15 protein-coding genes are annotated in these 24,824 nt (G+C 61.1%); 8 read left to right on the top strand and 7 right to left on the bottom strand.

All coding sequences use genetic code 11. The features are described from left to right. Positions 1 to 2 precede the first annotated feature (2 nt). Genes pglX through K7H91_RS23855 form a run of 7 tightly spaced genes read right to left on the bottom strand, consistent with a single transcriptional unit; the run spans position 3 to position 10,951 of the window. Complete coding sequence (gene pglX / locus K7H91_RS23885; protein ID WP_230722688.1) at positions 3 to 3,539, bottom strand: BREX-1 system adenine-specific DNA-methyltransferase PglX; 3,537 nt, start codon at positions 3,537 to 3,539, stop codon at positions 3 to 5. Then, positions 3,539 to 4,090, bottom strand: coding sequence for a hypothetical protein (locus K7H91_RS23880; RefSeq protein WP_230722687.1), 552 nt, complete (start codon positions 4,088 to 4,090; stop codon positions 3,539 to 3,541). The genes pglX and K7H91_RS23880 overlap by 1 nt, the downstream gene beginning before the upstream one ends. Next, positions 4,087 to 5,259 (bottom strand): AAA family ATPase, encoded by a 1,173-nt coding sequence (locus tag K7H91_RS23875; protein ID WP_230722686.1) that lies wholly within the window; start codon positions 5,257 to 5,259, stop codon positions 4,087 to 4,089. Before K7H91_RS23875 ends, K7H91_RS23880 begins: the two co-directional genes overlap by 4 nt. After that, a complete protein-coding gene (gene brxC, locus K7H91_RS23870) occupies positions 5,259 to 8,792 on the bottom strand; it encodes a BREX system P-loop protein BrxC (protein WP_230722685.1) in 3,534 nt (1,177 codons plus the stop codon). The genes K7H91_RS23875 and brxC overlap by 1 nt, the downstream gene beginning before the upstream one ends. 7 nt (positions 8,793 to 8,799) lie before the next feature. Continuing rightward, the gene (locus K7H91_RS23865; RefSeq protein ID WP_269066506.1) at positions 8,800 to 9,393 is read right to left on the bottom strand and encodes a DUF1788 domain-containing protein; all 594 of its coding nucleotides are present in this window, start codon (positions 9,391 to 9,393) and stop codon (positions 8,800 to 8,802) included. 17 nt (positions 9,394 to 9,410) lie between these two features. After that, on the bottom strand, positions 9,411 to 10,028 hold the full coding sequence (locus tag K7H91_RS23860) for a DUF1819 family protein (protein ID WP_230722683.1): 618 nt from the start codon (positions 10,026 to 10,028) through the stop codon (positions 9,411 to 9,413). Then, entirely contained in the window at positions 10,028 to 10,951 is a 924-nt protein-coding gene (locus K7H91_RS23855; protein ID WP_230722682.1) for a WYL domain-containing protein, read from the bottom strand. Before K7H91_RS23855 ends, K7H91_RS23860 begins: the two co-directional genes overlap by 1 nt. A 130-nt stretch (positions 10,952 to 11,081) precedes the next feature. On the opposite strand from K7H91_RS23855, the gene K7H91_RS23850 reads away from it, so the two are divergent. The 8 genes from K7H91_RS23850 to K7H91_RS23815 form a co-directional block, all read left to right on the top strand. Beyond that, positions 11,082 to 11,225 carry a hypothetical protein gene (locus K7H91_RS23850; RefSeq protein ID WP_230722681.1) on the top strand — a complete coding sequence of 48 codons (144 nt, stop codon included), beginning with the start codon at positions 11,082 to 11,084 and terminating at the stop codon, positions 11,223 to 11,225. An 18-nt stretch (positions 11,226 to 11,243) separates the two neighbouring features. Further along, positions 11,244 to 13,898: a PD-(D/E)XK nuclease family protein gene (locus K7H91_RS23845; protein ID WP_230722680.1), complete on the top strand. Its 2,655-nt coding sequence runs from the start codon at positions 11,244 to 11,246 to the stop codon at positions 13,896 to 13,898. Next, on the top strand, positions 13,895 to 17,290 hold the full coding sequence (locus K7H91_RS23840; RefSeq protein WP_230722679.1) for a UvrD-helicase domain-containing protein: 3,396 nt from the start codon (positions 13,895 to 13,897) through the stop codon (positions 17,288 to 17,290). The genes K7H91_RS23845 and K7H91_RS23840 overlap by 4 nt, the downstream gene beginning before the upstream one ends. 14 nt (positions 17,291 to 17,304) lie before the next feature. Then, positions 17,305 to 20,643, top strand: a complete 3,339-nt coding sequence (locus K7H91_RS23835; RefSeq protein ID WP_230722678.1) for a DEAD/DEAH box helicase — start codon at positions 17,305 to 17,307, stop codon at positions 20,641 to 20,643. A gap of 172 nt (positions 20,644 to 20,815) precedes the next feature. Continuing rightward, positions 20,816 to 21,997 (top strand): IS110 family transposase, encoded by a 1,182-nt coding sequence (locus K7H91_RS23830; protein ID WP_230722677.1) that lies wholly within the window; start codon positions 20,816 to 20,818, stop codon positions 21,995 to 21,997. 423 nt (positions 21,998 to 22,420) lie between these two features. Further along, positions 22,421 to 23,374, top strand: a complete 954-nt coding sequence (locus K7H91_RS23825; protein WP_230722676.1) for an ArdC family protein — start codon at positions 22,421 to 22,423, stop codon at positions 23,372 to 23,374. Continuing rightward, complete coding sequence (locus K7H91_RS23820; RefSeq protein WP_230722675.1) at positions 23,371 to 24,231, top strand: hypothetical protein; 861 nt, start codon at positions 23,371 to 23,373, stop codon at positions 24,229 to 24,231. Before K7H91_RS23825 ends, K7H91_RS23820 begins: the two co-directional genes overlap by 4 nt. Before the next feature lie 185 nt (positions 24,232 to 24,416). Then, positions 24,417 to 24,824, top strand: a 408-nt coding sequence (locus K7H91_RS23815) for a ParB/Srx family N-terminal domain-containing protein (RefSeq protein WP_230722674.1), incomplete at its 3' end; no start/stop codon positions are given.

Here is a 24,824-nt window from a genome sequence, read left to right as displayed (position 1 = left end):
GCTCAGTCGTCCGCATCGCTCAGGCCCTTGACGGGCTTTAGGGCGGCGCCGAACTTCGGATAGTTGGCCTTCACCCCATCATCGAGATCGATCTCGATCTTTTTGGTCGCCAGCGGGAACAAAACGTCTCGCTCCCACGCATCTAGCTCCTCGATCTGCCGGGCTATCGCCTCAATCTCCTTCAAGGCCTTGGTCTTCTGGGCGGGCGAAGCGTCCCCGCTGATGCTGAGTGTTTCCTGCGCCCTGCGGTGCGCCTCAAGCTTGGAGCGGAACTCGCGAAGATAGTCGTTGAGCACCACACTCACCGTATCGGGACGGTAGCGGTGCATGTAGATCAGCGCGTTGAAGGTGCCTTTCGGGCTTGAGAAGAGCCAGTAGATAGGCCGCTTCTTGTACCGTTTCACATGATCGTTGAAGAAGTCGCGAGTGAAATATCTGCGGATATCTTTGCCCAACGCCTCCTCGACGAAGGCGAGGTTCTCTTGGAAATGCTCCTCGCCGAAGGTGACACGCAGGAACCGCCGGAAGCGGGCAGCGATGTCGTCGGCGAACCAATCGCCATCGAGCACGGGGATTACATTGTTAGCGTCCGGCTCGAAGGTTGGGTTTGGCACCTTGGCGCGATGTTCCTCCAATCCCTCACCCTGGTTCGCGAGGATCAGGCCGGGCACATCGAGACTGTAGCGGCCGAACATGCAGCCCACGGCATAGCTGACGAGGTCGGCCATGGAATCCGCCAAGAGGCGTTGCTCTCGGTCTTCTTCAGTGCCCTTTATGCCATAACGATAGGCGGGGTTGCAGGTCAGGGTGATCTCCCCGACCGGCACCTCTGGTTTCAACTCGTCCTGCAAGCCATAAGCATCGATAAAAGTACGGTTATTTTCTTCCTCCAGCCGCTGTAGTTCGTCTACCATGCGCTGCCAGTGGGTGCGCAGGCGGCCATAGGTAGCCTCCAGCGTCCCAGCCCGGTAGTCAGGTGAAAGCAGCGGAAGTACCGTAAAATCCCAAGAGCCCTCAGAAGCGTCCCAATCATATCTAGAGATTTCTATGGCACGCTCCGCGGATAAAGCCGCATTCGCGCGAAATTCTTCAAAAACTGCGGGGACTCTCCCAAGCGGTCCTTCGTGAAAATCCAGCGTTGGGCTAAAAACCTTCAGCGCAGCTTCCACAATCTTTGAGTTCATTAAGGCGAGCAATGGCAGAGCATCTTCTGTCCTACGTGGAAAACACATCGAGCCTTTCGTTTCGAATATGAAACCCGGAGGGCAGTAGCGGATCGAGAATGCTGGAGCGATACTGGACCAAGTGAGCCCGCTTTCAAAATAGCGATTTGCATTCTTGATAATACGCGTAGGAGACCCATAAAGACTCGCAGCGAACTCGAAAAGTTCTTTGCCGTCGTTCTCCCAATTCACGATGTACTCATTGAATCCATACCAGCGACGGAACCCACCGCCCTTCGTGCAGGGAAACCATTTCGCTCCACTGCTCGCCGCCACTTCTCTCGAAGCACATTCGTATTCGATCTTACCGCCATCGACTTCCTGCCAGAATCTCAAAAAGCGATTGTTGTCGCTTGTCTGCAATCCAGCGCGCGGATCAGCATAATCTGAAATGCGTTTCGCTCCAGAGAACACCTTTCGAAATTGATCGCTCAACCAGTACGCGACCGGTTCACCAGGTATGGACTGAAAATCCGATGTCTTGGCTTTGTACAAAAACCCGCAGTCTCGATCACTTTTGGCCAATTGCATCATTGATGACTTTTCAGCCTCAGACTTCCCGTCTGTAAGCCGAACGAATGTACCAACGAGATTCTTATTGGAGGATTTTTCCAGAACAAAAGCCGTTGTGGAGACAACAGCCCCACCAATGGTATCAAAGCCTCGTTCGCCTAGGTGCGCCATGTTTAGAATCGCGGCAGCCTTCCATAGAGAGGCTCGAAGCTTCTCGTATGTGCCAAGGAACATCCAAGACTGCATGTTGATCATCGCAAGCAGGCCCCGGCTCATGCATAGCGCCAGGCTACGTTCCATGAACATGGCGTAAAGGTCAGCTTTGCTTGACGGGAAGTTCGACTTCGCAAAGGTCTGCAGATTTGGGTTCAGGCCGCTGGCGCCGGCATATGGCGGGTTGGCGACTACAATCTGATATTTGGGGCTAAGATAGTCAGCCATGCGCAGGACGGTCTGTACCCGCTCATGCACATCGCGCAGGAAAAGATTGTTTTCGAACTGTTTCTCGGCAATTAACAGGCGCAGTTCGGCTACGTCCTTTAGCTTCGGCATGATTAGCGAGCCGAAATTCTTCGCTTCCCGGAACTGCTCTAGCGTTTCGCGCATGTCTTCGGTGATCAGATCGCGCCCGACCTCTTTCACATAGTCGGCCAGTTCGTCGTCCCTGAAGTTAACGTTCTCCAGCACGCAGATATTGGGCTGGACCCCATTCTTGTTTGCTTGCCTGAGGAAGCGTTTGCGACGTCCGGCCGCCTTCATCGTCAACGCGAACGCGGCCAACGCCCCGGCGCGTTCGTCGATCTCTATGCCGTAGAGGTTGTTGGTGAGGATCAGGCCGGGGATCTCGGCCACATCATATCCCTCTTCCTCATAGATGGCGCAGAGGAGGTCGAAAGCGTAGGTCAGCATATGCCCTGAGCCGCAGGCCGGGTCACAGACCTTGATCTCCTCCGGTGACGTGATGCGCAGGAAGTCCGTCTCCGGCTCTTCCGGCGCGATGTAATAATCCATGCGCTCCGTCAGCCGAGAGCCGGGCCGATTCAGCATCCAAAGTCGGCCGAGGGAATTCTCAACCAGGTAGCGCACAATCCAGTGCGGGGTGAATAGTTGCGTGGCGGCCGGAATGTTCTCGGCCGTAATCTTCACGTTCTTCTTCAGCCCTGCGAAGACCTCGTCCTTCTTCTCGGAGATGTAGAACTGATAGAGCCAACCGATGACCTCGACATCCTCACAGACGTCCCGCGTCATCGCCTCGCGCAAATAGGCGAGGATCGAGGCGTTCGACAGCAGATCCTCAGGGAGCAGCAGCTCGGTGTAGTCATCGATCCGCTCGAACAGGAACGGCATAACCCGGTGCCAGTCATTGCAGATCGCGACGAGAAGTAGCCGATAGGCCTCGGCCTGCGCGTCCGGGCTTGGCGTGCGGCCATCTAGCAGAGCGCGGACCTGAACGCGAATCTTTTCCGGGACGCGGTCCTCGTCGATGTTCCCGGCCTTGGCCTCGGCCAGAATTTCTGGCTGGAACTGACCGGACAAGGGCGAGACGACGCGAACGGGGTTGAGGTCATTCGCGTCCATGAAGCGCAAGGCCGAAAAGCGATTGAACCAGATGTACGCTACCCGCTCGATCACTTGCCCTTTGCCATCCCGTGCGACGGCCGCCTCGAGCTTCTTCATCGCCTCCGGATACTCGCGCCGCGCGGCAGCGCCCGGCGCGAGCACGGAGTCCAGCTTGGCGCTGACCTGCCCCATCAGGGTGCGCCGGGCAAACTGCGCGAACTTCTTAAGCTTCGAGGTATCCATCAGGCGGCTGCCTCCCCATTTGCAGCCGCTGCGGGAACCCGGGTCACGGGCCAGTCGGCAAATGTCTTGTTCCAGATGTCCACGGAAAGCACGACGCAGTCCGCTATGTGTTGACGCCGCCAGGGCGAGTCAGTTTCGCATCGAATGTCGGCCAGCAGCCGATCCTTGAAGCCGGTGAGAAGCGCCTTCTGTTGCTCGGGATCAAAAGCATCCAGACCGAGAAGGACGACATATTTGAACGGTTTGGCATCACGCTCCATCAGATGGAGAAACGTGTAGGAGCCGCGCGCCTTCGGCGTCAGCTCCTGCGTAAGAATTGAATTGTCCGACAGCCGCTTGAAATAGCTCTGCCGCTCCGCAAACGGCACTGCCTTGTTTGACGGATCTTTGATCTCGACCAGCAGGATGTCCTCATCCCTTTCGATGACGAGATCCACGAACTTCATCTGCACCGGCAGCTTGACGCCCTGCCGGTCGAGTTCCTCCCAAACGAGCTCGTCGGGAAATGAAAATTCCAGATCGGCGTTCGGCTCTGCCCTGTACGGCGTCATGGCCTCGCTCCCCCCAGCGCCCGCGCCACGTCTTCGTCGAACAGCTCGGCGAAGGTGTGGGAAATTGCGGACTTCGAGATCAGCGAGTAGCTGTCGGCGCTCTCCACCGCCATTTTCTGAGTGTCTGAATCGCGATAGAGGGCGTAAAACCGGACATGGTCCTCCTTGCCGTTGTCGATCAACAGGTCCAGCCATTTCAGAAGGACATAATCGTGGGTGGCGAGGACGATCTGCTGACCGTTGCGCGACAGCTCAAGAAGCACCTGGACGAGCTTCTTCATCAGCTTCGGATTCAGATTCGCCTCCGGCTCGTCCCACAGCAGAACGCCAGTGGCGCCGGGGTTGATCGACCCGTTGCAGAGCAACCGATGCAGCACGCCGATTTTTCTGTATCCCTCGGCGGTCATACCACTCGACAGCGATTGCCCGCCTTTCGGCACGAAACGGGTGACGGTCGAGTCCTGATAAGCCTGCGCAGCCTTCGACTTCGACCGAGCGGGATCGACTTTCTCCTCGTAGCGGCCTGGCTCGAAGCGGAAAGCGCCTTCGCTCGTCCATCGATACCGCCCGCCGACAAGTGCAACTAGTTCTCGGACGACACGCGACAGCCTTGGGTCCTCATCAAGGCTCGAAGCCTCATCCTCGAAACCCGGACGTACAAGGAGTTCCGCAAGGTCGATATAGCCGTCGTCGAAGATCATCTCGACCGTGGCGCGATCATGATCCGGGTGGCGCATACCACGGACGAGCGACAGTACCTCCTTCGTCGGAATGAACACGGGATGCAGTTCATGCCCCTCGCCGCGGGCATCCACTTTGACTTGCAGCGATCGAGAGCGGCTATTGAACGAGATCGCAACGCGGGAGTCATCGCTGCTCACCAGGCTGAGCCGTGCTGGCGCGGACGCGCCGCTGGACCGCAGCTCGCCAAGCCTGTCTTCCTCAGGAGAAAAGAGCCGCAGGAATTTCCTTGTTATGCTGAGCGCCACCTCCTCGTCCGAATTGTCAGTGGAAGTTGGCAGGCCCGCCAGCGCCAGACCATAGATTGCCTTCAGTAGGTGCGTCTTGCCCGTCCCGTTGGAACCTATGACCACGTTCACTCGCGGAGACAACGACAGCTTCAAGCTTCCGAACGCTGTAAAGTTCTCAATCTCGACGCCGGCGATCATCACACGGTCACCCGCTTGCCCGCGCGGATTTCGGCAATCAGCGTCTCGCGCAGGGTATCAAGGTAGGCGTCAATATCCTGTTCGTCGGACAAGTACGGCTTAACGTAGGTGACACGCAGCGCGCTGGCAGCCACGTATTCCGGTCGGGTCGGTGCTGGTGGCGTACCCCCCGCCGTGTCCCCTAGGGTGCTCGGCTTGTCGTCCTCATCGTCTTTCTTGTCAGTGGGGCGCGCCGTTACGCGGCCGAGCAGTGCGGGAAAGCCGGCCGTCCGGAATCTGCTGACACTTTCGCGGATCACCGCGATCAGCTTGCTGGTCTGGATTGTATCAAGAACCGTCGTGAAGGCCGCCTCGACTTCACGAGCGTCGGGTTCTGCCAAGGAGGTAAATTCGGGCAGCGCCCGCAACTTGGCGCGAAGCTCTTCGACATCGGCAATCGCCGTCTTGCGTTCCGCCTCGAGCCGATTGTCGATCTCCGTTCTCAGGGCATCAAGGGCGCCCTTGATCTGCTGAATGGCGTTGCCCTTGAAGCAATCGGGATCGTTCAGAACCTCGCGGATGGCGCGTGCTTTATCTTCGCCGCCATATCCGAAATTGGCATTCTGGTCGAGCAGATAGCTCCGCGCCTCGTCATAGATCGCCTTCTGACCACCGCCCATGAAGCGACGGATCGGGTCGAGAGTGCTTTCCTTCAGATCGAGCAGCCGATCCTCGTGGTGACTGAAGTCCTGAAGATACCAGGCATAGGGCTTGCCCGTGACCTCACTGAGTGAGTCCTGGAGCTGGCCAAGCGCGGACAGAAACGGGTAACTCGACGATTGCCCCTCCAGATATGCGAGCTCCTTCGTGACTTTGTCGAAGGCTTCAGCCGTTTCGATTCCGAGTGCTTTGCCCTCGGTGCCGGCCGGCTGCTCATCGAAAAATTCGCGAAAGAATTCTTTAAGTTTGCGCGTCTGCGCTGGCGTGAACTCTACTTGGAGTTCAAGCACGATATTGCCCAGAGCGTGGGCATTCTGAAGCCCACGTAGCAGCGCATCGCCCTCCAACGAGCCGCCATCCGAACGCGCTTCGATTTTACCACGTCCAAGCAGACTGGCTGCTGTGCAAAGGATGGCTGCGTAAGACCAACCATATGGCTTGCGCTCGAAACGCTCGACGATGGCCTTCACGGTCGTCCTGATGCCGTTGCGCGCGTTTGACTGTGAGAAGTTGAGAATTTCCTGCTCGGCCTCGGTGAGATTGGCGCCATCCTGATCAAGCATGCCGTCGTTGCCATGCGCGAGGAACCGACCGATCTCGTTTTCGGAGTAAGTGACGCCGCGAAGCATGCCGAGGTTGACGTGAACCTTGTCGATAAGCGTCTGGAATGCCCGCTCGATCCGGGCCTGAGCATCCTCTGAGCGAACCTCGATTTCTTCCCCGCGTACAAAAAGCCGGGCATCGCCCATCAGCGCGCGCGCCTTAACCGTCAGATCACGCTGCCGGCTGTTGTTCTGCTCGCCCTTGTCGCGGACGATGCGCTCGATACTCGGCTGCTGTGTCACGGAACGCGCCTGACGGACATACTTATCCGTCCGCTTGAACGCCATCAGGTCACTGACGAAGCGATTGTCCGCATTGAGAACAACGGCAAGTTCGTCCCTCGACATCGTGCGCATGGCGGTCGCCTCCGCGTTACCGCTCTGCTCGTGAAACGGCGTGATGACGTTGATTGCCAGTTCGTAGTCGCGGCCAGCCAGCCGGTCATCGAGGTAGCGCGCGAAGGGGTAGTCCTGTGAGGATGCCTCGTGGCGAAGCCTTCGAGTCTTGATGACACCATCGAAGATCAGCGTCTCCAGTTCCTTGGCGATCTCTGACGTATCGATCTCGATCGCCTTGATTTCCTGTTCGACGTCCTTTTCCTCGTCGGTCAGGAACTCGAACAGCTCGCCGCTGCGCTGGATGTAGGTGTTCTGCTCAAGCAGGCTTAGCGCCTCATCAACTCGCCGCTTGTGCTTCGTCAGGTCCGTCTCGAATCTATCGAGCATCAAGACAGCGACATTGCGGGATGTGGGCTTGAAGCCCTTGACGTATTTGACCAGAAATAGCGCTTTAAGAATTCGCGTGGCGAATTCGTCGCCCAAGTTCTTTTCAGCGATCAGGATAGATTGTTGAACATTGGATTTGAGTGCTGTGCGAATACCCTCGAACATCTGATCGAAGGTCGCAAGACCGCCTACAGAAAGATCCGCGAGCCGTACTACCACTTCCTGAAAAACGCCCAGCATCGACCGTTCGCCGACAGAGCTGTGCTTTCCTTCGAAGGCATTGTGCTGGGACAAGTTCTGGATTGCCAACTGAAACAGCGGAAATTGGTAAGGAACGAAAGGGTAGCTGTGAATGAAGTGATCGCGGTCCCGGTAATTTTCCAGTCGGATTGAGCCGTCAGTGAAGTCGAACAGCGTCTTCAGGTTGTTCGACTCGCGGTGATAGAGATCGGACAAGCCACTGATGCCGGACTCGGTCTTCTTGAGCAGCCGCTTCTGGATAACTTCGGCGACATCGGCGCTGTTTAGCGGCATCCGATTGGCAAAGCGCGCTTGGATTTTTGAGAAGTCATTCTCCTGCCGCTGGTTCAAGTCGCCGATGACGGACGCCATGTCCTGCTGCGCTGTCACGACGATCCAGGCCCGGCCGCGGCACTTGGTGTTCAAGCTCTCTGCGATCGTCTGCAGATTGGTCATCAGCTTGACGTTGTCGGCGATGTACTGGCCCACCTCATCAACGAAAAAATTCAGGCGGAATCCCGGCTTCTGCGTTTCGATATAAGCCTTCACCTTCTCGGCGAAATCTTCGATTGATGACCGGAAATCCTGGCGATACCGCGTCAGGATTCCTTCGCCATCGGACGGATTGGCGCCGGTGACCTGAGCATAAGCCCTGGAGACATTAGCATTCTCCAACAACGCCTGCTCACGTCCGCGCTCCCAGGATTTCCCGGCGACAGACTGATATGCCTCCCTGAACGCCCCGAGGACTCCGCGACTGTCCAAATCGCGCTCGAACTGCGCGATGTGCGGCTGCTTGCCATAGTAGCCGCACATTTCGTCGAAGACTTTCTGGAACACGGAAAGCAGCGCGTCCGTCTGCCCCTTCGAGATAACGTCGGCCTTCTGGTCGATATTGAACAGGATGCTCTTCGACGGGATAGACACGGCCTTGCGGAGGTCGGCCGCGAGAATTTCATTGTGGGCGCATTTCTGCTTGAAAAGCTCGTAGGCCGGCCTCCCGTCGATGTCGCGGTTCTCGAGAAGGAGGGCCAGCATTTTCAGCAGATGCGATTTGCCAGAACCGAAAAAGCCTGAGATCCAGACCCCGTTGGCCGTGCCATAGTCGTTGTAGGCATCAAGGAACCGTTCGAGCTGGCGCTCGATTTCATTCGTGATGACATACTCCTCGAGCTCGACTCTGAGCCCGGCTTGGTCGTCTGCCTTGATGACGCCCTCAATCGGACGATCAACAGGCTTTTCGAAGATGTCGCGAAGTTTGGTCATGCCCCCCTCAAATCTCATAGTGCGTAATATCGAACGCTCGATAGTACTTATCGTCATGCAGGATCCCGAACAAATCGAGTGACGCGCCGGTATCCAGGCTTTGCGTATATTTTCCTGGAAAGAACATCACCGTCGGCTTCTCCTTGGCGGTGCTCTGAAGGTTATTCAACACGTTGTGGGAGCGTATATAGGGGAAGACCTCGCCGACACCCGACAGGAACAGGACATCAAACTGCCGCTCCGCAAGGCGGGCCCGAATCTCCGGAATGAGATGGGTTTCCGGATCGAGAACGCCCTGCAGAAGTTCCTTGAGTTCGTCCTTTCCGATGCTTGGCTCTGCCGCGAGAACGTCATCCCAGATGCCCCGGTCGCGCAGCAGGTTGATGCTGAGGTCGTAGAAATTGATTTCAAACACGCGCACACCACGATTCTCAAGTTTCTTAGCGAGACTGGCACGCATCATGTCCATGCCAACCGCTTCCTCCGCCGGATAGGGGCAGATGAAGAATGGCACTTCATTTCCAAGTCCCTGCTTCTTGAGGAATCTCTCGCTCCCGACAACCTTGAAGAGGTGATCAAAACGGTCCTTCGCGGTTGCCATATTGCTCAGTCGTGCCACTATCCTGTCCTCCCCGCCTGTCGTTCGGCCCCAGGGAAATATCGAAGTTCCTCGGGGTTCTCGGCGTGGATGATGGCCAGCACGCGCGGCGACAACATCGCTCCGAGTATCCGATCATCCTGCGACAGGATCTCTGCCTCGCGCATCAGTCGGAACAGTACCGCGCGAAGTTTTGCGCGAGTGGAAGCAGACAGCGCTGCCAACTTTGGAGACCACTCCTCCTTGGCGGACAAGAAAGCATCAAAATCACTGTAGGAGAGACCTGTCCGCAATGACAGAAACCTGTCTCCCAGCACCTCGACGGCAAACTCGGAAATGAACCTGTAGGTCCGGCAAGTCGCGAGCCAGAGAAGCGCCGCCTGTTCGCTCCGATTGCCGTCGACAAGTAGCACCAATCCTTCCGGAGAAAGGTGTTTCAGGCGATTTACGATCTCTCGAACGGACCGGCGCGCAGAGCTGGCTTTGCGAACTGGGAACACCCCGCGCTCTTGCGCACGAAGCGCCGTGGCGTCCCAGTCGTCGTCGTCATGTAGGCGAGCTATGTCGACGCTCTCGTTGATGTAGAGACCGCCAGTCCCGAAAGACATCAAGTAGGGTTTTTCCTGAAGCCCGTCCATCAAACGCCTCCAGCCGCCTTGGCAGACTGTTCGACTTCTCCGAACTCGAAATCCGCTCGCTGGAGCGCGCGCTCGGTCTCGTGGGGATTGAGAGCTACAATATGCTGGGTGCGCGGATTCTGCTGGCTCGCGTCTCCGAGCAGGCCTAGCCGCTTGAGTACATAGAACAGCATCGCATACCGCACCGAAAGGACGGCACGATCATTCGTCATGCCATAGTCTTTCGCGACGACCGCGCGTTGACTGGGAGTCAGTCCGGGATGGGGACCGATCTCAATATCAAAGGTCTTCTTCCACAAGGTATCCTGATCGCCCCCCGGGCCGGGGACATCCATGTCGCGGACGCCGAGGATGCGCGGCAGAAGGAAATCCTTATATTTTTCATCAATATGGCAGTAGCCACGAACGTGCCACCGAAAGCTGTCATAGCCGAATGCATGAGGTGTCATCCGCCGCCACATCGGGTCGGTTCGCCTGCTTCCCATCGACTGATAGTAGACTTCGATAGAGCGGGTCTCGCGCACAGCTTGCAGGACCGCTTTCAGCACATCCGAATCTACTTCACGGCGCGGCGTCAGCGCGATGTCAGTCTCCGGCGGACTCGATATCCAGGATTCCCCTGGATCGGCGAGGCCTTCCTTCAGAGACCTTAGGCGCGACAGGTAGCCATCCGGATCCGGCTTCAAGAATATCGGCGAGAACTGCGAACTCGCGACATAACGCTTCGCGCTCTTGTCGTAGACAGCGTTCTGGGGCGCTCTCTCCTGATACAGTGTCAGATCTTTTGACGCCTGCGGAACCGACACGTCGAACATTTCGATAATGTCAGAGCGGTTCACACCGCCTTCCCAGAACAATCGAAACTCGATGAATTCGAGCCGACGCTCCACCCCCCACTTCAAAGCCGTAACGCCTTCTTTCATGCCGCCTACCTTCGATTCCACGATGGGGATAAAAAGTATATGGACATATCCCATCAATCCGTATAACTATTATTCCCATCTTGAACGATCGTCAATGGCGGCGATTAGGAGATTCGGAAGGAGAGGCAGAATGCCGAAGCGTCGTACGAATCGTGAGGTAACCAGCAAGAAGGCGGCGAGTGCAGCCGCAATGGTCTTGCGGGACCCGAAAAGCAGCAAGGCCGCCAAGAGCGCGGCAGCGTCGGCGCTGACCCAGCGTCCGAACAAGAAGTAACCCGGAAAGGGGGAAGCAATGACGGCCGCGAAGCGATCCACCCTCGTCGTGTATGGTCGCCTGGCAATGCGGGAGGCCCGCCTTGCGGCGGCCCGCGGCGGTCAACATGGCCTCCAGATCATGTCGTTCGAACAAGCCGCGGTGCGGCTCGCGGGCGGCTTCGCCCGCGCAATCGACGAAGAAAGCCTGCGCGCGGCGATCCAGACGGCCCTCCCTGAAACACCGATGGGCGAACTGGAAGATATCAAGATGCTGCCGGGCATGATCGGCGCGGCCGCCGATACACTGCACAAGGCGTGGCGGGCCGGTATCGATCTTGCCTCCCGGTCAGCTGATCATCCAAGACTTGAAGCCATCGCTCGCCTGGAGGCCGCTGTTCTCACCGAACTTCCGGGCGGAATGATGCGTCCGGTCGATATTGTCGCAGCAGCCATCAGCCAGATCACCCATGCGCCCGCCATATTCGGCTCGATGGAAATCGTCGGACTGACCGAACTGTCTCCCTGCTGGCGGCCTCTGCTGAAGGCGCTCGCCGAGCACATCCCCATGCAATGGACGTCAGGTCCTCGCCCTGTCCCGGCCTGGCTCAAGGAAAGCGGCGTTGCTGTCGCTCGGGGTGACGCCGAGGCGCCGGCCATTCGATCCGTCAGCGCCGCGACCGCTTACCATGAGGCAGTCGAGACACTGCGTTGGGTTCGGTCGCTGCTCGCGTCGGGCGTATCGCCCGCCGACATTGCCATCGCCACCGCGTCGCCGGCCGACTACGACGATCACTTTCTCGCGCTGCGCGCCGATGCCAGTATCGATTTTCATTTCGTTCATGGCGTCCCGGCCGTCACCACACGTGACGGACAAGCGGCAGCGGCACTCGCCGACATCGTCGTGCGCGGGCTTTCGCAGTCGCGCTTGCGCCGTCTCGCCGCCCTGTGCCGCGATTCTGCACCTCTGGCTTCCCTTCCCGATGGCTGGATGCGCGTCCTTCCAAGCGATGCACCCCTGTCAACGCCGTCCGCCTGGAACCAACTGCTGGCGCGCCTCGCGCCGGACGACTGGCCCGACGGCATGGATCACGCCCCGGTGCTGCGTGCTGCGGTCGATCTGCTGGCAAAGGGACCGGACGCGGCACAGGAGATCGGTGAAGCCTTCCTCAAGGGCCGGGCATTGTCGATCTGGCGCAAAGCCCTACTGGCAGGGCCCGCCGGCGCGATCGACAGCACGCTGGAATCACTGAAACTGGATGACGGGCTCGAGGCCTCCGTCTGCGTGGCCTGGATGCCGGCCAGCGCCCTCGCCGCGTCGCCGCGACGCTTCGCTCGGCTGATCGGTCTCAATTCCTCCCGCTGGCCACGCGGGATCGCCGAAGATCGGCTGATCCCGGACCACATCATTCCAACGGACGAACTCGACCCGCTTCCCGTCAGTCTGGCAGATCGCCGTGACTTTGATACGATCCTCGCCACTACGGGCAGCGACGTCGTCTTCTCCCGCGCCCGACGCGACAGCGACGGCCGGCTCTTGGGTCGCAGCCCCCTCCTCGCCACCTATGACGAGGAAGCCTATCTGCGGCGCAACGCCGTTCCCGCCCATGCCTTCAGTGAAACCGACCGGCTGATGGCGCGGCCGCAGGAATTCGCCGCCGATCCCCAGGCATTGAGTGCGCGTTCCTGCTGGCGCGATTGGCGCATGGCCGATGTGACAGCTCATGATGGCCTGGTCAGGTCCGATCATCCTTTGGTTCTCGCGATCCTCCAGCGGACCCAGTCGGCGAGCTCGCTCAAGACACTGCTGCGCAGCCCCCTCAATTTCCTCTGGCGCTATGCTCTCGGTTGGAAATCCCCGCAAGGCAGTGCCGAGCCGCTCGTGCTTGACGCCCTGCAAACCGGCGACCTCATCCATCTGGTGCTCGACCGCGCCCTGCGAAACCTCGAAGCGACGGGCGGCCTGGCGTCGGCCGACGTGGCTGCCATTCAGGCTGCGGTAGACGAAGCCGCTGGTGCGGTGGCTGCCGAGTGGGAAAGCGAGCGGCCCGTTCCGCCCGCTGTTATCTGGGGCCGCACGCTCGGGGACGCGCGCGCTCTTGCCGGACAGGCGCTTGCCTATGGCAATGATCATTTGCCGGGCAGCCGATCCTTTGGCGAAGTCCCGTTCGGCGGGTCCGAGCCCAAGTCGGAGGCGGCACTGCCCTGGGACGCCAGTGTGCCGGTGATCATCCCCGACACCGGATTTCACATTGCCGGCTATATCGACCGGCTCGACATCGCTGATGACGGCAGCCGGGCACTCGTGCGCGACTACAAGACCGGCAAGCCGCCCAAAGGCGACATACGCGTGAACGGCGGCCGCGAGCTTCAGCGTTGCCTTTATGCCTTCGCCGTCAAGGCGCTCCTGGGCGACCACATCGCGATCAGCGCCTCGCTGCTCTATCCGCGTGAACCGCTTGATCTCCAGCTCGACGAGCCGGACATCGTCCTGGCGGAAATCAAGGCATACCTGCGGGCGGCGAGAACCGCATTGGCCAGCGGCGCGGCACTGCCCGGGCCGGATACGGGAAGCGACTATGACGATCTCGCCTTTGCCCTGCCGGCAAACGCAGGCGCCACCTACTGCAAACGCAAACAAGCCGCCTCGACCGAGCGGCTCAGCGAGGTCGCGCCGATCTGGGAGGCGGAATGATGAGCAGCGTGAAAGTTCTGAATGATGATGGCGCCCGGCATGACGCGATCAGCCGTCACGACCGATCCATTCTGGTTGAGGCCGGCGCGGGATCGGGCAAGACCGCCGTGATGGCCGGCAGGATCGCTGTCATGCTGGCGCAGGGTGTCGCGCCAAGTTCCGTCGCCGCGGTCACGTTTACCGAACTGGCGGCCAGCGAGCTCCTCCTGCGCGTTCGGGATTTCGTCGAAGATCTCGCCGCCGGCCATATCGCACCGGAGCTCCGCGCCGGCCTGCCGGAGGGACTGTCTGCGGCACAGCGCGAGAATCTGATGTCGGCCAGCACGGCGATCGACGAAATCACCTGTTCGACCATCCACGGCTTCTGCCAGCGATTGATCAAGCCCTACCCGGCGGAAGCGGATATCGATCCGGGCGCAGCGGTCATCGACCGCAACCAGGCCGATCTCAACTTCCTCGAAATCGTCGATGGCTGGCTGCGCGAACGATTGTCTGGCGATCAGGGCGGTGTCCTCGCCGAGATGGTGCTGCATAACCCGGGAGAGACCGTCGCTCTGATGCACAAGATCGCCGAAGCCCTCCGGCGGTCGAGGAATCTGGTCGCACCGGAAGCGATGCCCTTTGCAGGTCACCTGCAAGCCTTCCGGCAGGCGGCCGACGAACTTTCGGCCTTTATGCAAGGCGCCGGCGTCGATGAGCCGGAAACGGAGGTCTTCGCCGCGCGCTTTTCTGAAATGGCGGCTGCCCTTCCATCAGTTGCAGATGGTTCCACACCCGCCGGGCTCGTCGGGTTGCTGGTTGCACGCCCGCATCCCGACCTTACGACCGGGACGGGCAGCTTTTACGCCTACCGCAAGAAGGGCAAATGGGCGGCAGCGGCAAAGCAGGCAGGACTGTCCAAGGCAGACGGCGACAGGCTGAACGATACGGCCAGCGGCCTGTATGAGGCGTGCTGTGCCGCGTGGACCGCACTGCTCCAGGCGGTATCCGGCCAGGTCCTTACGATATTGATCGACGAAGCACGCACAATCCTTGCGCGCTATCGTGAGCACAAGCGCGCCAGCGCCCAACTCGATTTCGACGATCTCATCTACGCCGCACGTGACCTGTTGCGCGACCATGAAACTGTGCGACAGGCGCTCGGCCAGAGGTATTCAAAGGTCTTGGTCGACGAGTTTCAGGATACCGACCCGCTCCAGGCCGAAATCTTCTGGCGTCTATGCGGCGATCCCGGTGATGATCCGCAGGACTGGACGCGCTTCCGGATTCGGCCGGGCGCACTCTTCTTGGTCGGTGACCCCAAGCAGGCAATCTATCGCTTCCGCGGCGCGGATGTCGGCGCTTATGTCCAGGCGCGCACCGCCTTCTCGACGCTGGACGCGGACGGCCTCGTCTCGATCTCGACCAATTTCCGTTCCTGTGCCTCGATCCTCACTTTCGTCAACCAACGGTTCGAGGCTGTTCTATCGGCTGATGGCCAGCCCGGCTTCACCGCGCTCGATCCCTTCCACGACGATCCGGAAGACGGCGTCTGCGTCGCGGCGATCGATATCGCGGTCGCTGACGAGAACGGCAAGGCCAGCGCCGAGCAGCGACGCGACGCCGAAGCCGAAGCGGTGGCTGAACTTTGCGCACGCTTGATCGGCAGTCATCCGGTCCAGGATCGCAAAGCCGGTGCACAACGGCCGTGCCAGCCGGGCGACATCGCTTTGCTCGCCCCGACCGGCGCGGAACTCTGGCGTTATGAAGAAGCCCTTGAGCGTCGTGGCATCCCGGTCGCAACCCAGGCCGGCAAAGGTCTGTTTCGCCGGCAGGAAGTGCAGGACCTTATCGCGATCACGCGGATTCTCGCCGATCGTCGTGATACGCTGGCGCTCGGCGCACTACTGCGGGGCCCGCTTGTCGGGCTCAGCGAAGAGGAACTCCTGGACATCGCCTGGGCGCTCCCGCGTTCGGAAGAAGAACCCGACCGGATCCCGCGGCTCGACCTCGGCATCGATCCCGCGGCAATAGTTCATCCGCTGGCGCGGAATGTGATCGAGCGGCTGCAAGCGCTTCAGAAACGCGCCAACAGCACGACACCACACGATCTTCTTTCGCAGGCCGTCGACGTCCTTCGGGTACGCCCGGTTCTTCTGGAGCGGCATCGCGGTCAGGCAGAACGAGCGCTTGCCAATGTCGATCTCTATCTCAGCCTCGCCGTCAGCTATGCGGTACGGGGTCTGCGGGCCTTTTCCGAGGCAATGACGGCGGCATGGGCAGATGAGGCCCGCGCGGTGGAAGGCCGGCCTGATGCGCAGGAAGAAGCCGTTGCCCTCTACACGATGCATGCCGCGAAAGGTCTTGAATGGCCGGTCGTCATCCCCATCAACACCATGACAGGGGTAATAGCGCCCGACAGCGCCGTGACCGATCGCCAGACTGATACCTTCTACTGCCCGGTTCTGGGTGTCCCTCCGTCCGGTTACGACGCGGCGCGGCAGGCAGAGAAGGATGAACTGGATCGCGAGCGGGTCCGGCTCTGGTATGTCGCGGCAACCCGCGCCCGGGAACTCTTGATCTTGCCGCGGCTCGACGTAACGCCTTCGAAATCAGCCTGGATCGGCCTGGTGGACCTGTCCCTGACAGATCTCCCTCACGTCGACGTGTCGCATCTGCCGCTCGACCCGATCGCGGTGACAGGCGATGCCGCAAACGACCAGACACGGGAGAGTTTCGCCACTGAGGCAAATGCGATTGCCGAAAGGCAGATGCACCTGACCTGGCTTGCGCCGAGCCGCGACGAGACGGCGATCGGTTCGGTGCTTCAGGAAGAAGAGCCGGACATCTGGGCCGGTTCGGCTGATGCTCCGGCGCCAGACTCAGAAGCGCCCGCCTCCGTCCAGGGCGGGCGCGAGCGTGGACTGATCCTTCACAAGCTCATGGAAGAAGTCCTGACAGGGGAATGCGACGAGGCCGGCGAGGCGCTCACCGCGCGTGCCACTGACCTCATCCGTGCGCTCGGCGAGGAGCCCGCCTCCGATCCGGCGAACGGGCTTTCGCCTGAGGAACTGGCCGGTTGCGTGACGCGAACGCTGGCCTTGTCGGAGGTTGCGGCCTTGCGTCCCTCATTGCTCGCTGAATTTCCGGTCTATGCCCTTCAGCTGGAGAATGCCGAGCTGGTTGCGACGGCGGGCATCGCGGACGCACTTACGGTTGATCCGGAAGGTCGGCCAGCCGTCGTGATCGACTGGAAGAGCGATGTGAATCCCACCCAGGAGACACTTGATCACTATCGGGCTCAGGTGCGTGCCTATCTCGACATGACCGGCGCCGAACGGGGCCTGATCGTTCTGATGACGAACGGGACGGTGATCACCGTCCCGCCTTCTCCCCAGACGATCGCGGCGTAGCCGAGGACGCGACCATGGCCTCCCGCAAGCGCACCGAGCCCGCCCAGGACGATCTCTTCAATCCCGAGGTCGAACTGCTGCTGCCGGCTCGGCTTGCGATCGAGGGCAAGGTCCTGGGAAGCCCGATACGCCAGTTGGCGGTTCCGCCGCTGCGCGTGCGCTGCCGGCTGCGACCCTTTTCGATCCGCCGTGTGACGGGTCATGAAACCACGCTGCCGTCCGGCGAGACACTGAAGATTATCAACGCGAAGACCGCCACGTCGCTGGAGGCGGATCTCATTCTGCTGGTCCCCGGCGCGAGTGAGCCGGCGCAGATCGTCGAAGCACTCGATGCCGGCGAAGGCCGGTGGATGGCCCCGTTGCCCATCCGCATCGACACGTTGAGCGGCCAAGCGCGGGTCGAACGGCTGGCAGCGGTTTCGGCATCCTGGTCGGGCGCCTTTCATCTCCGGGAGGGACGAGCAGCCGAAAACGAGCAGCCAGCCCAGCCCGGTCTGCGACGTCCTCAAATCGGCGCGTTGCACGCGGCTTTGGCCCATGCGACGCGATCGAGCGATCCGGCCACCATCGTCATGCCGACGGGCACCGGCAAGACGGAAACCATGCTCGCGCTCAACGCCCACCAGCGCTTCGAGAGGCTACTGGTCGTGGTGCCGACGGACGCTCTGCGAGAGCAGATCGCGGGCAAGTTCGAGACCTTCGGCGTGCTGAGGCAACAGCAATGCCTGGAAGACAAGGCAGCATTTCCCGTAGTGATGCGCCTTTCGCACATTCCGACGACGGTAACCGAGGTGGATGAGATCTTCGACAGCGCCAATGTCATCGTCACCACAATGCAGATCGCCGGCCGCGCCGAAGCAGCGGTCCAGGAGCGGATGGCAGCTCGTGCCGCGGCGCTGTTTATCGACGAGGCTCATCACATCGGCGCCCCGACCTGGGCGCGCTTTCGGGGCCTCTTTGCCGATCGCGAGCCGGCGCTCCCGATCGTCCAGTTCACCGCCACACCATTCCGTGAGGACGGCCGGCGCGTCGACGGCGAGTTCATCTACACCTATCCGCTCAAGAAGGCGCAGGCCGAAGGCTATTTCAAGCCGATCCGCTTCGAGGCTGTCTTCGGGCTCGATCAGGCGGACGCCGATCTCGCGATCGCGGAGAAGCTCGGCGAAGTCCTCCAGGGTGATCTGGACGCCGGCCTCAACCATCTCGCCATGGCGCGCTGCCAGACTATCGACCGCGCCAGAGCCCTCCACCAGCTTTACAGCGAGATGTACCCCGAACTTCGTCCGGTCATCGTCCATAGCCAGCAGTCGATCCGTGAACGCCGTTCAAACCTTGCCGCTCTGCGGCGCTTCGAGAGCCGGATCATCGTCTGCGTGGACATGCTCGGAGAAGGTTTCGATCTGCCGGAACTGAAGATCGCCGCCCTGCACGATCCGCACAAGAGCATCGCTGTCACCATCCAGTTTGTCGGCCGCTTCACCCGCCAGGATCCACGCCTCGGCGACGCCACCGTCATCGCCAATACCGGCATTGACGACATTGATCGTTCGCTGGCCAAGCTCTATGCGGAGGATGCCGACTGGAACGCGCTGGTCGAGGCACTCAGCACCGCGAAAATCGACCGGCAGATCCGCCGTGCCGAGATGTTCAAGGGCTTTGTCGGTGACTTGAGCGACATTCCGCTGCAGACGCTCGAACCGAAGATGAACGCGGTCGTCTATCGCACCAATTGCGATGGTTGGGAGCCTTTGCGGGCCGAGGACTTGTATAGTCCCGGCGTCTATCTCGGCATGAAGGTCAACCCACACCAGCGTGTCGCCATCTTCGTCACCCGGTCCGAAGAGCAGGCCGGCTGGACCACGGCCCAGCACGCGACCAATGTCACCTGGGACCTGCACATGATGCATTGGGATCCCGATAGTCAGCTCCTCTATATCAGCAGCTCGATCAAGGGACCGTATGACCGATTGGCCAAGGCGGTCTGCGGTGAGGCAACGCGCCGGGTCGAGGGCGAGGAGGTCTTCCGCAGCCTGCATGGGTTCAATCGCCTGATCCTGCGCAATCTTGGCCTGACGCACCATCAGGGACGCGGTGTCCGCTACTCCATGTATATGGGTGTCGATGTCGCCGACGGACTCGACACGGCGAAGTCCCAGTCGCGCATCAAGAACAACGTGTTCGCCACCGGTTTCCTCGACGGCGTTCCCGCCTCTCGTGGCTGTTCGGCCAAAGGCAAGTTCTGGTCGATTTCGCGGGTTCGCGATCTGACTGACTGGGTCGAATGGTGCGCGGATATCGGCAAGGCCGTCAACGATCCGGGGATCACCACCGATGGCGTCTTCAAGAGCGCGATGCGGCCTCGCCAGATCAGCGAACGCCCGCAGGTGCCTCCGGTCGCGATCCACTGGCCGGAATCGCTGTTGACGCAAATCGAGGACCGGATCGAAATCAGTTTCGGCGACGAAGCCGTAGCCTTCGCCGAATGCGACATCGAACTGCTGGATCATGAACGCACGGGTCCATTGCGCTTCACGGTGCGCAGCGACACCCATGTCGCCGAATTCGAAATCGTGTTTGCCGAAGGTGGCGCTCGCTATCCGCAGCGCTCTGGTCCGAAAACAACCATCAAGGTCAGCGGCAAGGTGAAACCGCTGTCGGAATCCTTCGGCGAAGATTCCCCACAGATCGATTTTGGGGATGGCTCACTGCTGATCTACAGCCACCTCTATGCTCTGCCTGAAGGCGTCGTGGTTGAACCCTATCCCGTCGACCGGATCGAGGCCTGGGATTGGTCGAAGACCAATATCCGCGCCGAGGCGCAGGGACCTGAAAAGCGGGTCGACTCCGTGCAGCGGCGCGTCATCGAGACATTGCTCGCAGAGGGCGACACCTATGACCTCATCTTCGACGATGACGGCGCCGGTGAGATCGCGGACGTCGTCACGCTTCGAGTGACTGAAGGTCTCGTGCAGTTGACGCTTTACCATTGCAAATATTCCAGTTCCGACGCACCTGGCGCGCGCGTCAAGGATCTCTACGAAGTGTGCGGGCAGGCCCAGAAATCCGCCCGCTGGCGCGATCGTCCCAATCGTATGTTCATTCATATGCTCAAACGGGAGAAGTTGCGCCTCGAGAAGGGCCAGACTTCCCGCTTCGAACAGGGAACAGCCGCCTTCCTCAAGAAGCTGAAAGCGAGCTGGCAGGACTATCGCTACGAATTCGATGTGCGCATCGTTCAACCTGGCCTATCGCGCGCCGCGGTCACCGAAGAGGGACTGCATCTGCTGGCCAGCGTGGAGACCTATCTCCTTGAGACGCGCGCCATGCGGCTGAAGGTGATCGCAAGCAGCTGACCGTTCGAAGAAGATGGTGGGGAAGGCCTTCCCCTGCGGCCAAGCCTGTAGTCTCGGCCGACCCATTCGAGCGGGGGATTCCCCCGCAACGCCCCCTTCTAAGAGATCCTATGGGGCGCGTCGCACCGCCTTTTACGGTTCGACGAGTTGAACCGAGATGGGAGAAAGGACGATGCTCGAGGATAGTGAAGTTGTAGTGAAAATCGAAGATGTACCGGCTTGCGGCGATATTTTTGTGTCGGTGGAGATGAGCCGGTCGAAGTGGGTAGTTGGTATTCAGGTGTCACTGGCAGACAAGATCGCGCTGCATGCGATGGCCTGCGGCGATGTGGATGCTCTGCTGACGCTGATCGATCGGGCGCGAGCAAAGCTGGCCGCAGCAGAGCTCGGTGCGCCGGCCGTCGTCATCTGCTACGAGGCCGGATATGAAGGATTCTGGCTCTATCGTCGCCTCACTGCGCTTGGCATCCGTGTCGTGGTGATTGATCCGGCGAGCTTGCTGGTCGACCGCCGGGCCAAACGTGCGAAGACGGATCGGATCGATGCGCGGGGGATGGTTCGTGCATTGATGGCTTGGGCGCGCGGCGAACGGCAGGTGCTGAGCGAGGTTCGTGTGCCGACTGTGGAACAGGACGATGTGCGCCGCGGATTGCGGGAACGCCAGCGCCTGGTGAAGGAGAGAACGGCGCACGGGAACCGGATCAAGGGCCTGCTGAAAACGCAGGGGATCATGGATTTCGATCCCCGTGCCCGTGATGCGGTGACACGCCTGGATGCACTCGTGACTGGAGACGGTCGGCCTCTCGGACCCTGCCTGAAGCGGGAGATCACGCGCGAACTGGAGCGCCTGGCGCTGGTGATACGGCAGATCGCACAGGTGGAGGCCGAACGCGACGCCATTGTCCGGGACCGCAGCCAGCAGACTGATACGGCCGCTGAACCAGCGCAAGACGCCTCGATGATCGTGACGCTGAACCGGCTGAAGGGGATCGGGATGAACGATGCCACGATCCTGGCGCGGGAGGCATTCTGGCGCGAGTTCCGCAACCGTCGCGAGATTGGCGGCTGGAGCGGGCTTGCGCCGGCGCCTTGGGCCAGCGGCTCGGTGTCACGCGACCAGGGCATCACCAAGGCGGGGCCGCCACTGCTGCGGGCTCACATGATCCAGATGAGCTGGCGTTGGCTGTTCTGGCAGCCCGACAGCGAGTTGGCGCGGTGGCATCGCAGGCGCACCGAGGGCGCGACGGGACGGATGCGAAGGATCATGGTCGTTGCGCTCGCTCGCAAGCTGCTGATCGCTCTGTGGCGTTACGCGACGACGGGCATGGTTCCGCGTGGTGCCATCGTGACCTGAGCGGCCACGGCAACATATCGAATTCCCGCGCGGCTCGCGACCGCCGGGGATGCCGGGCGGATGTGTGACCGAACTCTCACTGGGCTGAAAGATGCCGTTCGTAGAGAAGGGTCCCGTCCCTCGAAGGGCAACACCCGCAGCAAACGGGATTGGGGTTGCGGCACCGGAGTTGGCCGGAATGCCGGACCGGATAAAAGTCGAGCCGGTGATAGGCTCTTGCGAACCACGCCCTTGCCACGGACATCTCGGGACCGAGTGCCGCATTCAAGATTGCAGGGAGGGCGCCTGGCCGGGGCGTCCCAAATTCCTAATCGTGCCCTCTTGACTCGGAGGGGGCCCATAAAAGTGAGAGTGCGGACCGGTTTGCCGTGACGGGACGAGGACCGGAGGAGAGGCCTCCGGCGCCCGTCGCGGAGAACCGCGATGTCCAGACAGAACCGCAAATCCGGTGCCCGGCGCGACCGGACCAACCTCTATTCCGTAATCACCGACAAGATCATCGCCGAGCTGGAGGCCGGCCGTGTGCCCTGGGTCCAGCCTTGGGGAACGGCGGCGGCGAAGGCGCCCCTTGGCCTCCCGAAGAACGCCTCCACCGATCGTCAGTATTCGGGCATCAACGTCCTGCTCCTCTGGGGCGCTGTTATTGAACGCGGCTTTTCCGGCCAGAGCTGGCTGACCTTCCGACAGGCGCTGTCGCTTGGCGGCAATGTTCGCAAGGGCGAGCGCGGCACCACCGTCGTCTATGCCGACCGCTTCGTGCCGGAGGACGAGAAGCGCCGGGCGCGCGAGACCGGCAAGGACGCCCAGGCGATCCCGTTCCTGAAGCGCTTCACCGTCTTCAACACCGACCAGTGCGAGAACCTGCCCGACGATCTCGCGACCGCCGCACCGCCGGTGCCGACGGGTCTGATCGAACCGCGTGTCGAGGCACTGATCGCCGCCACCGGCATCGACTTCCGCATCGGCGGCAACCGGGCATTCTACGTGCCCGCCCATGACTATGTGCAGGTGCCGCCGCCGCAGGCCTATTTCGAACCCATCAATTGGCACCGCACCACGCTGCACGAGATGGGTCACGCGACAGGCCATGTCTCGCGTCTGGGGCGTGATTTCTCGGGCTCGTTCGGCTCGAAGAAATACGCCTTCGAAGAGCTCATCGCCGAAATCAATGCGGCCTTCTGCTGTGCCGCACTCGGCATCGCCCCGACCGTTCGGCACGCCGATTACATCGCCTCCTGGCTTGAGGTGCTGCGCGAGGACGACCGCGCCATCGTCCGTGCCGCCAGCCAGGCGGGCAAGGCCGCCGACTGGCTTCTCGCCTTCGCGCCCGAGGAGGACACCGAGCCGCGACCTGTGGAGCTGGAGTCGGCGTCATGAACGCGCCGTCTCCCTTCTTTCCCGCGACCGACGATCCGCGCATCCGTCTGCGGATCCTCAGCCTCGGCGCCGGCGTGCAGTCCACCACGCTGGCGCTGATGGCGGCGCACGGCATCGTCGGCCCGATGCCCGATTGCGCAATCTTCGCCGATACCGGCTGGGAGCCACGGGCGGTCTACGAGCATCTCGACTGGCTCATGTCACCCAACGTACTACCGTTTCCGGTCCACATCGTCTCCGCCGGAAATATCCGCGACGATCTCGCCAGAGCCACCCAGGGCGGCAGGTGGGCGTCGATTCCGGCGTTCACCCGGGCCGAACAGCGCGGCAAGGCACAGATCGGCATGATCCGGCGGCAATGCACGAAGGAATACAAGATCGTCCCGATCCGCCGGAAGGTACGCGAACTCGCCGGCCTGACACGACGGCGCTCGCCCGATCACGCAGTGGTCGAGCAATGGATCGGCATCTCGGCCGACGAGGTGCTGCGGATGAAGCCGTCCTTCGAATGCTGGCAGGTCAACCGATGGCCGCTGGTCGAACGGCACATGAGCCGGCAGGACTGCCTGGCCTGGCTCCAGCGCCATGGCTATCCCGAACCGCCCAAGAGCAGTTGCGTCGGCTGTCCCTTCCACTCGGACGCCATGTGGCGCGCGATGCGCGACGAGGACGCTGAGGCCTGGGCCGACGCCGTGCAGGTGGATCGGATGATCCGCACCGGCCTGCGCGGTGTGCGCGGCGAGGTCTATCTCCACCGCCAGGCGGTCCCGCTCGACCGGGCGGACCTCTCCACCGCCGCCGATCACGGCCAGCTCGATCTGTGGGGCAATGAATGCGAAGGCATGTGCGGTGTGTGAACGCGGGGCTCGTCAGCAATGCCGCCGATCCGTATTCGCGTTCCTTCGCGTTGCCGCCGATCCGGCTCTCCGGCTTTCCGTTTCTACGGGGTTCGGAAGAGAGAGGAAGAGGGCTGCGCCCTGTTTCCGTGACGGGTTGGAAGCCGAGAGAGAGGCTCTCGGCGCCCGTCGCGGAGTAAATCACCATGGCGACAGCAGCCAAGAAGATCACCCTCAGCGCCTCGCGCGACATTCCCTTCAACAAGCTCGTCCTCTCCCAGTCCAACGTCCGTCGCATCAAGGCGGGCGTCTCGATCGAGGACCTGGCCGAGGACATTGCCCGCCGCGGCCTCCTGCAGAACCTCAATGTCCGTCCGGTCGTGGACGACGACGGCAAGGAGACCGGCATGTTCGAGGTTCCGGCCGGCGGCCGCCGGTTCCGGGCGCTCGAACTTCTCGCCAAGAAGAAGCGGTTGGCACGGACCACGCCGGTGCCCTGCCATGTGCGCGAGGCCGACAGCGACATCTCGGCCGAGGAAGATTCCCTTGCCGAAAACGTCCAGCGCGCTGCGCTGTTAGGTTCTGTGTCGCAACTGTCCTGTTGGGTTCGTACG

This window comes from Martelella mediterranea, assembly GCF_021021415.1.
Lineage (GTDB): Bacteria > Pseudomonadota > Alphaproteobacteria > Rhizobiales > Rhizobiaceae > Martelella > Martelella mediterranea_C.
This window is presented reverse-complemented; position numbering and strand designations above follow the sequence as displayed.

Excerpts from the sequence above, each read along its gene's own strand:
- K7H91_RS23860 (WP_230722683.1), bottom strand. The coding sequence starts at position 10,028 with ATGGACGGGCTTCAGGAAAAACCCTACTTGATGTCTTTCGGGACTGGC.
- K7H91_RS23875 (WP_230722686.1), bottom strand. The coding sequence starts at position 5,259 with ATGATCGCCGGCGTCGAGATTGAGAACTTTACAGCGTTCGGAAGCTTG.
- K7H91_RS23855 (WP_230722682.1), bottom strand. The coding sequence starts at position 10,951 with ATGAAAGAAGGCGTTACGGCTTTGAAGTGGGGGGTGGAGCGTCGGCTC.
- brxC (WP_230722685.1), bottom strand. The coding sequence starts at position 8,792 with ATGACCAAACTTCGCGACATCTTCGAAAAGCCTGTTGATCGTCCGATT.
- K7H91_RS23850 (WP_230722681.1), top strand. The coding sequence starts at position 11,082 with ATGCCGAAGCGTCGTACGAATCGTGAGGTAACCAGCAAGAAGGCGGCG.
- K7H91_RS23880 (WP_230722687.1), bottom strand. The coding sequence starts at position 4,090 with ATGACGCCGTACAGGGCAGAGCCGAACGCCGATCTGGAATTTTCATTT.
- K7H91_RS23865 (WP_269066506.1), bottom strand. The coding sequence starts at position 9,393 with ATGGCAACCGCGAAGGACCGTTTTGATCACCTCTTCAAGGTTGTCGGG.
- K7H91_RS23820 (WP_230722675.1), top strand. The coding sequence starts at position 23,371 with ATGAACGCGCCGTCTCCCTTCTTTCCCGCGACCGACGATCCGCGCATC.
- K7H91_RS23830 (WP_230722677.1), top strand. The coding sequence starts at position 20,816 with ATGCTCGAGGATAGTGAAGTTGTAGTGAAAATCGAAGATGTACCGGCT.
- pglX (WP_230722688.1), bottom strand. The coding sequence starts at position 3,539 with ATGGATACCTCGAAGCTTAAGAAGTTCGCGCAGTTTGCCCGGCGCACC.
- K7H91_RS23845 (WP_230722680.1), top strand. The coding sequence starts at position 11,244 with ATGACGGCCGCGAAGCGATCCACCCTCGTCGTGTATGGTCGCCTGGCA.
- K7H91_RS23835 (WP_230722678.1), top strand. The coding sequence starts at position 17,305 with ATGGCCTCCCGCAAGCGCACCGAGCCCGCCCAGGACGATCTCTTCAAT.
- K7H91_RS23840 (WP_230722679.1), top strand. The coding sequence starts at position 13,895 with ATGATGAGCAGCGTGAAAGTTCTGAATGATGATGGCGCCCGGCATGAC.
- K7H91_RS23825 (WP_230722676.1), top strand. The coding sequence starts at position 22,421 with ATGTCCAGACAGAACCGCAAATCCGGTGCCCGGCGCGACCGGACCAAC.